Origin of the sequence: Agrobacterium tumefaciens, assembly GCF_031801495.1 — a bacterium.
Taxonomy (GTDB): Bacteria; Pseudomonadota; Alphaproteobacteria; order Rhizobiales; family Rhizobiaceae; genus Agrobacterium; species Agrobacterium tumefaciens_K.
In genome coordinates this window covers 666,723-680,483 of sequence record NZ_JAOEGC010000001.1, presented here as the reverse complement: position 1 = coordinate 680,483, position 13,761 = coordinate 666,723, and the positions used below count along the sequence as shown (strand labels likewise).

Annotated in this window: 11 protein-coding genes; 3 read left to right on the top strand and 8 right to left on the bottom strand. The window is 58.8% G+C overall.

Going from position 1 to position 13,761, the window contains the following annotated elements; all coding sequences use genetic code 11:
• Positions 1-90 precede the first annotated feature (90 nt).
• The 3 genes from N7578_RS03235 (at position 91) to N7578_RS03225 (ending at position 4,084) form a co-directional block, all read left to right on the top strand.
• A complete protein-coding gene (locus N7578_RS03235) occupies positions 91-561 on the top strand; it encodes a Fur family transcriptional regulator (RefSeq protein ID WP_311108868.1) in 471 nt (156 codons plus the stop codon).
• Positions 558-2,738 carry a catalase/peroxidase HPI gene (katG, locus tag N7578_RS03230; protein WP_311108867.1) on the top strand — a complete coding sequence of 727 codons (2,181 nt, stop codon included), beginning with the start codon at positions 558-560 and terminating at the stop codon, positions 2,736-2,738. Before N7578_RS03235 ends, katG begins: the two co-directional genes overlap by 4 nt.
• A gap of 248 nt (positions 2,739-2,986) precedes the next feature.
• The gene (locus tag N7578_RS03225) at positions 2,987-4,084 is read left to right on the top strand and encodes a branched-chain amino acid aminotransferase (RefSeq protein ID WP_311108866.1); all 1,098 of its coding nucleotides are present in this window, start codon (positions 2,987-2,989) and stop codon (positions 4,082-4,084) included.
• A 50-nt stretch (positions 4,085-4,134) separates the two neighbouring features.
• On the opposite strand, the gene N7578_RS03220 is transcribed toward N7578_RS03225, so the two are convergent.
• The 8 genes from N7578_RS03220 to N7578_RS03185 form a co-directional block, all read right to left on the bottom strand.
• A complete protein-coding gene (locus N7578_RS03220) occupies positions 4,135-5,163 on the bottom strand; it encodes a CorA family divalent cation transporter (RefSeq protein ID WP_311108865.1) in 1,029 nt (342 codons plus the stop codon).
• Positions 5,164-5,247: 84 nt separating this feature from the next.
• On the bottom strand, positions 5,248-7,311 hold the full coding sequence (locus tag N7578_RS03215; RefSeq protein WP_311108864.1) for an SUMF1/EgtB/PvdO family nonheme iron enzyme: 2,064 nt from the start codon (positions 7,309-7,311) through the stop codon (positions 5,248-5,250).
• Positions 7,308-7,691, bottom strand: a complete 384-nt coding sequence (locus N7578_RS03210) for a VOC family protein (protein WP_311108863.1) — start codon at positions 7,689-7,691, stop codon at positions 7,308-7,310. Before N7578_RS03210 ends, N7578_RS03215 begins: the two co-directional genes overlap by 4 nt.
• Before the next feature lie 30 nt (positions 7,692-7,721).
• On the bottom strand, positions 7,722-9,107 hold the full coding sequence (locus tag N7578_RS03205) for an ABC transporter substrate-binding protein (RefSeq protein WP_311108862.1): 1,386 nt from the start codon (positions 9,105-9,107) through the stop codon (positions 7,722-7,724).
• Positions 9,108-9,119: 12 nt separating this feature from the next.
• On the bottom strand, positions 9,120-9,959 hold the full coding sequence (locus tag N7578_RS03200; RefSeq protein ID WP_311108861.1) for an ABC transporter permease: 840 nt from the start codon (positions 9,957-9,959) through the stop codon (positions 9,120-9,122).
• Positions 9,960-9,963: 4 nt separating this feature from the next.
• Positions 9,964-10,974, bottom strand: coding sequence for an ABC transporter permease (locus N7578_RS03195; protein WP_311108860.1), 1,011 nt, complete (start codon positions 10,972-10,974; stop codon positions 9,964-9,966).
• Between the two features lie 93 nt (positions 10,975-11,067).
• Positions 11,068-12,630, bottom strand: a complete 1,563-nt coding sequence (locus N7578_RS03190; RefSeq protein ID WP_311108859.1) for an ABC transporter substrate-binding protein — start codon at positions 12,628-12,630, stop codon at positions 11,068-11,070.
• Positions 12,631-12,882: 252 nt separating this feature from the next.
• Positions 12,883-13,740 (bottom strand): rhodanese-like domain-containing protein, encoded by an 858-nt coding sequence (locus N7578_RS03185; RefSeq protein ID WP_311108858.1) that lies wholly within the window; start codon positions 13,738-13,740, stop codon positions 12,883-12,885.
• Positions 13,741-13,761: the final 21 nt, after the last annotated feature.

The following is a 13,761-nucleotide window of genomic DNA, read 5'->3' as shown; positions in this document are numbered from 1 at the left end:
AGCAATGACGGATGCGTCATTTAGGCTCTGGATACAGATTTTATGAGATCGCTGTATTGAATTACTAAAAACTATGGGTATTCTGCGCCCATGGATCAAACGCACCACCCCCACATTCATGCACACGAATGGCCGCAAGTCCTGAGGACCAAAGGATTACGCGCCACGTCGCAGCGCGTCGCTGTTCTGGATTACCTGCACCATCATCCGCACGCGGATGCCGAAACCATTTTTCAGGCCGTTCGCTTACCGCTGCCGACAATTTCGCTGCAGGCGGTTCACCTGATTGTTCAGGATCTTTCGGCCATAGGCCTTATCCGCCGCATCAATCTGCCAGACTCGGCCAGCGCTCGATACGAAACGCGCATCGAGGACAATCACCATCACGTCCAGTGTATCCAATGCGGACGTATCGAAGATGTGGATTGCGTTGTCGGCCATGCTCCCTGCCTGGAACCCTCCGATACGCACGGCATGCGCATCATCGAGGCCAGCATCGTATTCCGCGGCATCTGCCGCGAGTGTGACACCATCATAGAAGAGAGGAAGCTTAAACCATGACAGACGAAGCAAAATGTCCATTTTCAGGGGCCGCATCCGGCAAGCCCGCGCGCGCCGTCCAGAATCAGGACTGGTGGCCAAATCAGCTTCGCGTCGATCTGCTGAACCAGCATTCGACAAAATCCGATCCGCTGGGCCAGTCTTTCAACTATCGCGAGGAATTCGCGAAACTCGACTATGAAGCGCTCAAGAACGACCTACGCAAGCTGATGACGGATTCACAGGACTGGTGGCCGGCCGACTTTGGTCACTATGGCCCTCAGTTTGTCCGCATGTCCTGGCACGCTGCGGGAACCTATCGTCTCAGCGACGGGCGCGGTGGCGGTGGTCGTGGACAGCAGCGTTTTGCGCCGCTCAACAGCTGGCCGGATAACGTGAACATCGACAAGTCGCGCCGTCTGCTGTGGCCGATCAAACAGAAATACGGCCAGCAGATTTCCTGGGCCGACCTTCTGATCCTGACCGGCAACGTGGCGCTGGAAACCATGGGCTTCCGCACCTTCGGCTTTGCTGCTGGTCGCGAAGACACCTGGGAGCCGGATCTCGACGTCAACTGGGGTTCCGAAACCACCTGGCTCACCCATCGCCCGCTTGAGAGCTTCGACAAATCCCTCGGCGCGACAGAAATGGGCCTGATCTACGTCAACCCGGAAGGTCCGGGCGCGAACGGTGATCCGATTTCCGCCGCCGCATTCATCCGCGAAACCTTCAAGCGCATGGCGATGAACGACGAGGAAACCGTAGCGCTGATCGCTGGCGGACATACCTTCGGCAAAACGCACGGCGCTTCTGCGGAATCGCACAAGGGACCGGATCCGGAAGCATCACCCATCGAGGCACAGGGTCTTGGCTGGGCAAGCAACTATGGTACGGGACACGGCGCGGATACCATAGGCAGCGGCCTGGAAGTCACGTGGACGCAGACACCCGCGCAGTGGAGCAACTTCTTCTTTGAAAACCTGTTCAAATACGAGTGGGTGCAGACACGCAGCCCCGCCGGTGCGATCCAGTGGGAAGCCAAGGATGCCGACGCGATCATTCCCGACGCGCACGATCCTTCGAAGAAGCACAAGCCGACGATGCTGACCACCGACCTGTCGCTGCGTCTCGACCCGGCTTACGAAAAGATCTCCCGTCGCTTCCTCGAAAACCCGCAGGCTTTCGCTGAAGCCTTTGCGCGGGCATGGTTCAAGCTGACCCACCGCGACCTCGGCCCGCGCGCCCGTTACATCGGGCCGGAAGTGCCGAAGGAAGAGCTGATCTGGCAAGATCCTGTTCCAGCGGTCGATCACCCGCTGGTCGATACAGCCGATATCGCCGCGCTCAAGGTGAAACTGCTGGAATCCGGCCTGACGGTATCCGAACTCGTCGGCACGGCCTGGGCTGCGTCGTCGACCTTCCGCGGTGGTGACAAACGTGGCGGTGTTAACGGCGCTCGCATCCGCCTCGCCCCGCAGAAGGATTGGGAAGGCAACCGGCCAGAACAGCTTGCGCGTGTTCTCAAGGTGCTGGAAGATATCCAGACGGCATTCAACGCAGACGCACGCGGCGGAAAGAAGCTGTCACTCGCGGACCTAATCGTGCTGGCTGGCAATACCGGTGTCGAACAGGCTGCAAAGGCCGCCGGACATGACGTAACGATACCCTTCACACCTGGCCGTTCCGATGCGTCCGAGGCACAGACCGATGCGGAGTCGTTTGCAGGAATGGAGCCGGTTGCAGATGGCTTCCGCAACTTCCAGAAGGCGTCCTCGACCACTCCGGCTGAAGTGCTGCTGATCGATCATGCGCAGAAGCTGACCTTGACCGCACCGGAACTGACCGTACTGCTGGGTGGTCTGCGTGCGATCAACATCAACACGGATGGTTCGACCCATGGCGTGCTTACCGACAGGCCCGGCACGCTGACCAACGACTTTTTCGTCAACCTGCTCGATATGTCCACGCAGTGGAAGGCGACGTCCGACGCCCAGAATCTGTTCGAAGGAACGGATCGCAAGACCGGCAAGCTGAAGTGGCTCGGCACGCGTGTCGATCTCGTCTTCGGTTCGAACTCGATCCTTCGCGCCCTGGCAGAAGTCTACGCCAGCTCCGACGCGAAACAGAAGTTCGTCGACGACTTCGTTGCAGCATGGACGAAGGTCACGAACCTGGACCGGTTCGATCTGCATCGCTAGGCCGGCCCGTTAGAAAATCGATAAAACTGCATAAGGCGCTCTCAAAAAGAGCGCCTTATGTTTGTTTTCCCGTCTAAAGGATACTCGATCCCGAATTTCGGCTACTTGTCCGGATAGATCGAATCTGATGCCAATATCGTTTATTATCGAGACATAAACGCAACCAAATATCGCAAGACCCGAGGTAGGGTTTTTTTGATAGCGTGCGAGACAGCACGTTTGCGTCAGTCAGAAAGAACAGGCGAGACATGAGCGACAGCACCACCCTCACCCTTGGCGTCGAAAAGCACCCCAATCCGGTATCCGCGAGCGAACGTGAGCGACTGCTCCAGAACCCCGGTTTTGGACAGATATTCACCGACCACATGATAACGCTGCGCTACAACAAGGATCGCGGCTGGCACGACTGGAAGCTTGAACCGCGCAAGGGGTTTGACCTTGATCCGGCATCGATGGTTCTTCACTATGCTCTCGAAATCTTCGAGGGTATGAAGGCTTACCACCTGCCGGACGGCGGTGCGACGCTGTTCCGCCCCGATGCGAACGCAAAGCGATTCCGCGCCTCGGCAGAGCGTCTGGCCATGCCGCAGCTGCCGGAAGACCTGTTCGTTGAATCGGTGCGTGCGCTGGTCCGTGCCGACCGTGAGTGGATCCCAACAGCAGAAGGCGCGTCCCTTTATCTGCGCCCCTTCCTGATCGGCAGCGAAGTTGCACTGGGAACCAGACCCGCCACCGACTATATCTTCTCGGTGATTGCCTCGCCGGTCGCATCCTATTTCAAGGGCGGAGCTTCGGCCGTGACGCTCTGGGTTTCGGAAAACTACACGCGCGCTGCTCCGGGTGGAACCGGTGCTGCGAAATGCGGCGGCAACTATGCGGCGAGCCTTGCCGCCCAGGCGGAAGGCCAACGCGAAGGCTGCGATCAGGTTGTCTTCCTTGATGCGGTCGAACGCCGCTGGATAGAAGAGCTCGGTGGCATGAACATCTTCTTCGTGTTCGAGGACGGCTCCCTGCAGACGCCGCCGCTCACCGGCACCATCCTACCCGGCATTACCCGCGCCTCACTGATTGCGCTGGCACGCGACATGGGCCTTACGGTTCGGGAGGAGCCCTATTCCATCGATCAATGGCAGGAAGATGCCAGGAGCGGACGACTGAAGGAAGCCTTCGCCTGCGGGACGGCTGCTGTGGTCACGCCAATCGGCAAGGTCAAGGGCCGTAACCATGGCTTCACGATCGCCGATGGCAACGCCGGTGCTGTAACTCAACGTCTGAAGTCTGCGCTAACCGATATTCAGTTTGGACGTGCAGCCGATCCGCATGACTGGCTGGACCGCCTCTTCTGAAATCCGATGGCATGACGATGACCGGGAGCGAAGGTTCCCGGTCGCTCCAGTCACAACCAGTCGACTTTTCGCAGAAACATCAGTGTGCCTGCTGAAAGGGCGATAACAAAGCCGACGATCAGAACGAAGGCCCAGGTATCGTTTACACCGGGAATTCCGCCGACATTCATTCCGAAAAGACCGGCAATCACGCTCGGAGGCAGCAGTAGCGCCGCGAGAGCCGAGAGACGGTTGGAGTTGCGCGCAATGCGCTCGCCGATGACAGTCGAAAGGTCATCGTGAAGTATGGCCGTTCGATCCCTGATCGCGTCTAGATATTCCACAAACCTGACGAGTTTGTCGATCACTTCGCGAATCCGGAGCTTGTCCCGCTCCGATAGCCAGGGCGCGTCATCGTGTTCGATGCGGACGAGTGCATCACGCTGCGGCATCAAATAGCGGCGTAACTGAGCGGACCTCCTGCGCAAGAGCTTCAGACGCTCCCGAACCTCCCCACAGGCCTTATGAAAGATCATGTCGTCAAGTTCATCAGCCTCTTCGTCCATCGCATCGAGAACAGGCTCAAGATCCCTGACCAGCTTGTCACCCACGACAGCCAGCAACTCGCCGGTATTGCGCGGCCCGACCTTTTTGTTCAAAGCGAAACGGATATCGCGCAAGGCGGTTATGTAATGACCGCTATCCCGCAGAGTTATAAGCCGGTTGGCATCTGCCCAGATATGCAGGGGAACAAGATCGAGGTCTTGGTTCTCTTCCACAATGCCCATCGGGGTGGCGCCACAAACGCCTCTTAGAATAATCAGCAGACCGTCATTCACGGGCTCAACGCGAGGCCGGGATTCTTCCGCCAGCAACGCCTCACAGATCAGAGGGTCGAGGCCGCTTTCCCGGTTGATCCAGTCGGCCGCCGCGGGATGATCCCGTTCGAGGTGCAACCATAAAACACCGTCCTGCGGCTTCCAGTTCAGCAAGGCTCGCAGATCGATTTGCCGACTGCCTCCCTGCGTATCGAGGAGGACTGCAAAACGTATGCCGGGTTCATCGCCATATGTGGTGTCTGGTTTGGCGGATGCGTCCATCTCTTATCCCTCCAAACGATATTGGCGATATCATCCGCCAGTTTGGTCACGATGTCGATGGAATAGTACAGGCGTCTCCGCCGCTTATCCTTCCGCCACTTTCGCAACCACGATGCGGAAACCATTGCCTCGCCAGAACCCGTCAGGTTCCAGACTGCCGCGATAGGTACAGCATGCCTTCAGCTTTCCGCTGGAAAAACATCCACCCCGCAGAACCCGGCGAATGGAGGGCGCGGCATCGAGTTCTTCTCGTCCGTCATCGCAGTACGGATACTGAAAACTAGGCGTTGCCATATCTTCGCCCCAGAGCGTCGTGCACCATTCCCATATCTGCCCGGCCATATCGTAGCAGCCGTACGGAGAGCGGCCGTTTGGAAAAAGGCCAACCGTACAGGTGTTGTTGAAACCGGCCTCTTCGGAGTTGGCCGCATCGGCCACCCAGACGTTGCCCCAGGGATAAACGACGGTTTCGTCACCCGCATCCGGCTGATCGCCACGGGCAGCACGTTCCCACTCCGGTTCAGTCGGGAGGCGCACGATTTCGCCAGCGCCAATCCTGTCCTCTGCCCGCCAGCGCTCCGTCAGCCATTCGCAATAGGCTTCGGCATCACGCCATGTCAAATCCGTCGCCGGAGCATTGCGTCTCTCCGCCGAAAACCCGTCGGGACTGCGCCACAAACGCCCCGTTTCCGAGATGAAACCAGCATAGGCGGCATTGGTAACGGGGTAGAGACCAATGCGGAAATCACCAACCTCAACATGGTGCGGCGGTGCGGAATTCGGATGGGTGCTGGAGCCGAAAACAAACCGGCCACCCGGTACAGTTGCCAGCACCTCAAGATCGCGCGGATCGCCCCAGACTGACAGCTTCCGGCCCGCCTGTTCCCGCTCCGATGCGGAGAGCAGACCTCCCTGCACGATCGTCAGCAGGTGAGCGGCGACACGCTCACGCAAGACGCCGGGTTCTGTCATGAGATCGGCAGCCAAGAGCGCGCCCCGCAACATCCCTTCACCATCACCGTCGATCAATGCCTCGATCAACGCGTTCGCGGCCTCTGAACCGGCAAGCCTGCGCGCAAGGCTTTCAAGCACCGGCCGCCACAGGCGGGGATCACGGCGGAATTGCTGAACCGCCTCAACGGCAGAGGTAGAAGCGAGATGCCGTGCGGCAAGCAACTGGCGGACACGCGTGATCGGAAGAAGCGTCGGATCATCAAGCGTACCGGCTAGCGCATCGAATGCCAGCCCGCTCAGGAAGGTGGCCGTGCGGGCATCGCCAGCAACCTTTGCAAGCCAGTCGTCAACAATCGATTCTGCTGTTTCTCCGCGATTGTCCGCATTCAATGCCATCGCGAACTGCGCCGGGTTGGCAGCCGCGGCACCCAAGGCAGTTCCCCTGATACCAAGATCAAGCCCCGCCAGCCTGGATGCCGCATCCCTACGCTGAACCGCAAGCAATGGCAGGAGATCGTAACGCGCAAAAGCCGATGGCAGCGCCAGACCTTTGATCGCGGAAATTTCGCCGAGCGCCAGCACGCGGACACGCGGATGGCTTACTTGAAATGTCAGCGCGTCATTCAGCAGGGAAAGCACGCTGGCCCCTGCCGCCTCCACGCCATCGAGGATTATGAGAAGCGTCGCATGCGAAGCGTTCCAGTTGTCGCTGGAAAGAATGCCTTCGATGCCGGGACTGGCCCCATCCAAAAGTTCGGCAAACGTGTTGCCACCCACCACCGGGACGTAAACCGGCAGGACATTCTCGAAACCCCACTGTTCCTCGTGAACAGCGCCGAGATCGTTGCGCGCAAGAGCGCGGGGCGCAACATCATCGGCCGCCAGACGGTACGCAAGATGCCGGGCGAAACTTGTCTTCCCGCTACCTGTTTCCCCCGCCAGCAGCAGGGCGGGATGATCGCGGACCATTTCCAGCGCTGAAAAATACACCGCTGGCTCCGGCTCTGACTGATCCTTCAGCTTGCGCAGACCCTTGGCGGCCTTGTCCTCGAAGCTGAAATTCACGAGCAGTGGAATGTAACCGCTCTTCAGATCGGCCACGGAACCGTCCGGCAATGCCAACAGAGGCGTGTCGCCATGTGCACGGGCGGTAGCTGACAGCGCGTTCGACAAAGTGGGAAGATCTGCGCTCATTTGAACAGCTTCGCGACGTCCGGATTATGAAACCGCTGGATCTCGATGGCGTAACCGGCTGGGTCTTCGAAGAAGAAATGTTCGCAGTAGGTGCCGCGCAGCATCTCGGACTGCCCTTTGACGCCAGCTGCCTTCACCTTGGCATGCCAGCCTTCGACATCTTCCGCCACGATGGTGAGAAGAACCGCGCTCTTTTCCTGATGTTTCAGATGTCCACGATTGCCGTCAACGATGCCGAAATAGGCATTGCCTGCAATGCGGTAGATGCGCGCCAGTCCCTGATCCAGCACCAGCTCGAACCCGAGCACATTCTCGTAGAACGGCGCAACGGCGTGAATATCATCGTAATAGAAGAAGGTGATCGCGTAGTCTTTTTCCATCGTTTTTTCCTAACCGTGCGAACGGGCCGCTCAGCGAATGTTGAGCGTGCCCTTGTGATCGATTGAAAGCCCGCCGATGCCTCTGCGCGCCGCAAAGACATCGACCGGATGCACCAGATAAAGCCATGGCGGGTTCTGATGAAGCCGCGTCAGGCAGCGTGCATAGGCCACGTCCCGCGCCTCGTCTTCGACCGCGTTATTGGCAGCTTTAATCAGCACTTCTGTTTCCGCGTCATCATAGCCCTGCCACCAGACGGCCTGCGTTTCACTCGAAATCTTGTCGTTCAGGATGCGGTAGGTGCTGTGTGGCGAAGAATCGAAGATCGCCATATCGCCCATTTCCTTGCGGCCGATCTGGCGGGCATATTCGGGGCGGTCCAATTCCGTTTCGATTTCCACCTTCAGACCGATCGCCTCCAATGACGCCGCCACGAAGCGGCTCATTTCAGGCGCGCGCTCCGGCATGAAGGTTGGCGTTCGCAGCCTGATCGTATCGCCGGCATCAACACCCTCCAGCAGCCGCCGCGCCCTTTCAGGATTGTAGGCAATCGGCTGGAGGCCAGCTTTCGCTGCTCCGAGGTGAAATGGGCTGACAATGGTTGAGGACGGCACGGCCAGACCGTGAAATATCTCTGCCGCCATAGCCGCCGTATCGACAGCATGATTGACGGCAAGACGGGCTGCTCCAGACCGGAAAACACCCTCGTTGCAGTTCAGGTAATACATGACCGACAGCGTATTGACCGCCCTGCCCCATTCGAAGGCATCATCGAACACAAGGCGGCCTTCCACCCGCTCGAGATTGAGCACGGCGTCGGCAATTCCGACCCTTAATTGCTCGTAACGCGCTTCGGCATGCTTTTCAGCCAGTGCGACAATACGTTGTGGTCCAGCATCACCATTGATCCGTTCCAGAACGGCGCGTTTCAATGGCTCGAACTCCGCAACCCGGTATCGGCCGGTGCCGAGAAGCGGATGCCCGCTCGCGTCGAAGCGGTTGATGTAAAATTCGGAGAAGATATCGAGGATATCGGCAATCGGTTCGGGGTTCTCGACGCGAACAATCCCTGCACCTTCTGCGGTAATCCTGGCGTCTTTCAGATAACGCGCATAGGACCACTTCATACCAAAGGTATCGACGGCTTCGAGGATGCCATCGACAAAGGCGATGATATCGTCTGCCACGCAGGGCTTGCCGTCGTGAAACGTTACACCTTCCCTGATGAAGAAGCGCCATTCACGACCATCCGGCGAATGCGTCCAGCGCTCGAACAGTGCCGGGCGCACGAAACCATCGTCCCACTTCAGCAACGGTTCGAAAACGAGGTTTTTCAAGGTCAGCACGCTTGTGTCGTCGGTCACGCGTGTCGGAGGCAGGAAATCGACTTTCTCAAGACTGATGGTCAGCGTTGTCATGCCCGATCAACCTCACTCGAGTTCGCTGCGACGACGCGGATTGAACCAGTCCGCAAGGCTGTCGCCGATCAGATTGAAGGAGAGTACGGCCAACAGGATTGCCATGCCCGGCGCCAGCGCCACCCATGCGGCGCTACGGACGAATTGCAGGTTCGCTGAGACGTCCGCCCCCCATTCCGCCAGCGGCGGTTGCGCACCAAGCCCGAGGAAACCGAGGCTGGCAGTCTGGAGAATGGCGCTGCCGAGCGCCAGCGTCGACTGCACGAGCAAAGGCCCCAAACCGTTGACGAAGATATAGCGCAGCAGAATGCGGTGGGTGGGCAGACCGAGCGAGATCGCCGCCTCGACATAGGGTTTGACGGAAATGCTCAATGCCTGACTGCGTGCCACGCGCGCAAACTGCGGCGCAAGCGTGATCGCCACGGCCAGCATGGCGTTCTGGAGGCTCGGACCGAAGGCCGCCGCCAAAGCAATCGCGAGCACAAGTGCAGGAAAGGCGAGAATCGCATCGACAATGCGCATGATGATGCTGTCGAGCCAGCCGCCGACGAAGCCCGCCAGCATGCCGAAGAAAACGCCGATCACGAAAGCTATGGCGACCACGCCGACACCGATGGTCAACGTCGCCCGGCCACCGTACATGATGCGGGTCAGCACGTCGCGCCCGAAAGCATCGGTGCCGAGCCAGTGCGCGAACGTCGGCCCTTCCAGCTTGTGAAGGATATCCAGCTTGGTCGGCGTATAGGGAGAGATCATCGGACCGACGGTAATCAAGCCAACGAGCGCAACGAGAATGACAAGGCCGACAACGGCCAGCGTGTTGCGTCTGAGAAATGTCAGGAGTTCACGCATCGTGTCACTTCATCTTCCTGCGCACGCGCGGATCGAGAACACCGTAGAGCAGATCCACGATGATCGATGTCAGAACGAACAGCAGCGCGAAAACCAGCGTCGTGCCCTGAATGACCGGATAGTCACGGTTCTTGATGGCCTCGAACATGAAACGGCCGATGCCCGGCCAGGCGAAAATCGTTTCCGTCAGGATTGCGCCACCAAGCATTTCCGCAAACTTCAGGCCGATGACGGTAATTGCCGGCAGGAGGGAGTTGCGCAGGCCGTGATTGATAACGACATCGGCCCGGCGCAGACCCTTGGCCTTCGCCGTTCGGATGAAATCCTCCCCCATGACATCCAGCATGGTGTTGCGCACGAAACGGCCGAGCGTTGCGGCAAGGAACGCAGCCAGAACGGCCGTTGGAAGGATGAGGTGCTGGACGGCGCTCCACGCAGCAGCGGGATTGCCGGTGATGATCCCGTCGAGGATCGCGAACCCAGTCACCGTGTCGGCCGTCACGAAAGAACTCATCCGGCCTGAAACCGGCAACCAGCCGAGCCAGGTAGCGAAGATCAGCTGTAAAATGAGGGCAAGCAGAAAGGCGGGCATCGACACGCCGACCAGCGACGCAAGGCGCGTGACGTGATCGAAGATCGAATTGGGGCGGACAGCAGACAGAACGCCGATGGGAATACCGACGATAACGGCGACGATGACCGCGACAACTGAAAGCTCCACCGTTGCGGGGAGGCGCATCAGGATTTCATGGGCGACCGGCTGACCGGACTTCAGGGAAACACCCATGTTCCCCTGAAACAGGCCGGACACGTAATTCATGAACTGCATGAAGACTGGCTGGCCGGAGCCAAGCTGGGCACGCAGTGCGTCGATCTGCTCCTGTGTCGCCCCCGGACCAAGAAGGGTGACAGCAGGATCGCCGGGGATGAGCCGGACGAGTGAAAATACAATAACCAGCACGATGCACATGACGGGTATCAGCGCGATCAGCCGGCGTATGATGAAACCTGCCATGCTCTCCAACTTGCTCGTTCGGCCACCCGGCACAGACGGGAAGCGGGGAGACGGGCGGTCCGAAGGCCGCCCATCGATCTGCAAAAGTTCATATCATTTCTTGTAGACGGACCAGTACTCGTTGAGCGGCGGCGCGCTGTTGACCACAAGTCCCTCGACATTTGCGCGCGAGAAAACGATCAGCTTCGGGCTGAAGAGATAGGCGCCCGGAACCTTCTTGACGATTTCTTCCTGAACCTGGAAGTAAAGCTGCTTGCGCGCTTCCATATCGGAGGTCTGCTGCGCCTTGAGGATCAGGTCATCCAGAGCCTTGTCTTCCGGCATGCGGAACGTCATGGCCGTGTTGGCAAGCGACGAGAGATAACCGATGGTGATGTGGGCGTCCGGATCATTGTACCAGGGCTGACGGCCATCGAGAGCCACATCGAACTGGCCGGAGGTCTGCAGCGCACGCAGCGCCGGGAATTCAGTCTGCTGGATCGTTGCGTTGATACCGACATCCGCAAGGTTTGCCTGCACGAAGGTCGCGACTGCACCCCAGAGCGGCCCCTGGAAGCTGTAGAGCTTCAGATCGAGGCTGGACGGATCGACCTTGGCTTCGGCCAGCAACTTTTTGGCCAGCTCGAGATCGTATTTCGGAGCGAGCTCCTTCATCTTCGGATTGAACGCCCAGCTGTTGCTGGTCAGAGGTCCATAGACGCGCTCAGCCGTACCACCGAAAACACCCTGCAGCAGGCCATCGTAGTCGATGGCATGCGTGATCGCCTGGCGAACCTTGATATCCGCGAACGGACCATCGGTCTTGCTGTTGTTGAACTCGAGCTGGCGGATGATCTGGCTGGAGGTTTCAAGGATTTTCACGTCCTTATTCTGCTTCAGCGCCTCGATATCTTCAGCGGCAATCGCGGAAAGCTGGCCCTGCTGCTGCACGATATCGACGCCGCCGCTTTCAAGCTCAAGGCGTCGTGTCGAGGCATCAGGAACGACACGGTAGATGATCTTCGACAGCTTCGGAGCGCCACGGAAATAATCGGGATTGGCCTCGAGAACTATGTTCGTATCAGCCTGCGCGCTCTTGAAGACAAACGGACCGGTGCCGACCGGCGTAGCCGCGAACTTGTCGCCCAGCTTTTCGACAGCCGTGGGACTGACAATTGCGGCCTGCGGCTGTGCAAGGATGGACAGGAATGCGGGATAGGCCGCGGACAGAGTGATCTTCACCTCGGAAGGCGAAACGACCGCAATGTCCTTGATGAGATCGAACGTGGCCTTCACGTAAGGGTTGGCTGCCTTGGTACGCTCCAGTGAAAACTTTACAGCGGCAGCATCGAAAGGCGTTCCATCCTGGAATTTCACGCCGTCGCGCAGCTTGAGGGAAAATTCCTTGCCATCAGGAGAAATCGTCCAGCTTGTCGCCAGACGGCCTTCGAGCTTCTGGAAATCCGGTGCGGTCCAGGCGACCAGCGTGTCGAACACATTCAGAATGATCTCGCTGCCGATCGGCTCTGCTTTATTGGCGCCAGGCTCAACCCCCACCGGATCGGACGGTACCGCGACGACGAGCGTTTTGGACTGATCTTGCGCCGAGGCGGAAAAACCTGCGGACACCAGAGGCACGGCAAGAACCGCCGCGGCTACACCCTTCCAGATATTCATACTCAGAAACCTTCCCTTGGCCATGGGCTCGCCGAACCCGTTCCGCAATTCAGCCCACCCCGAAGCCGGGTCGACGCTGATATACTACGAAATATACCAATGGGATCAAAAGCTGTAAAGGCAACTTGCCGCGATTTTAAACAAAGAGAATTATCGCATATTTTTTGTGCCGAGCGCGCAAAATATACCTCCCAATCATCCAAGATGGGAGAATATCACCCCACGAATGCTCAGAATTTGAGCATTCTATGACTAAAAGGGATCAGCGCCGGTGATGACCGGGCGAGTCGGATCAGAAACCCAGGCAGACCACGAACCGGGGTACATTGCCGCCGGTATACCAATTGCCGCAAGCGCCAGAACGGTATGGGCGGCGGACATCCCTGCACCGCAATAAACCCCTACCCGACAGGTGCCATCAACGCCCAGGACCCTGTACATTTCCTTGAGCGTGTCGCTGTCGGTGAAGTTGCCGTAGTCGGTGACATTGTCTGGAGCAGGCGCGCTGACCGCGTAAGGAATATGTCCCCGTGCGGGCTGACCATCCGGCACCGCGCCACCGATGTAGTTCGGTCGGATGCGCGCATCGAGTAACACCCCCTCCTCCCCGATCCGGATTGCCTCGTCGGCACCGAATTCCGGCATGTGGCCCGCGGACAGAACAATCTCGCTGGGCTGAGGCACGGCTGCCGCCTCGGTTGTCGGTAGCCCGGCGGAAAGCCATGCGGGAAAACCGCCATCAAGGACCCGCACATCCGGAAGCCCCGCCCACTTCAGCACCCACCAAGCCCGAGCCGCCGTCATGCTGCGATCACCATCGTAAATGACAATCGTGCTTTCGGGGCGCAGCCCCCAGCGGCGCGCAGCTTCCTGCAAAACCGCAATATCAGGAAGAGGACGCTGGCCGCGTTCAAATGACGGCGGCGACTGGAAATCAGAATAGGCTTCGGTATCGATCGCGCCGATAATGCGCTCACCCTTGAACGTGGACTGGCCGGTATAGGGGTTTATCGAGTGAACAGCGAGAACTGTCACATCGGCCCCTGATTTACGCAGTCCATCAAGCTCCAGCGGCGTAAGAAGAACGGATTTGCGAACGTCATCCGACATGACAAAGTGTCTCCCCTGAAT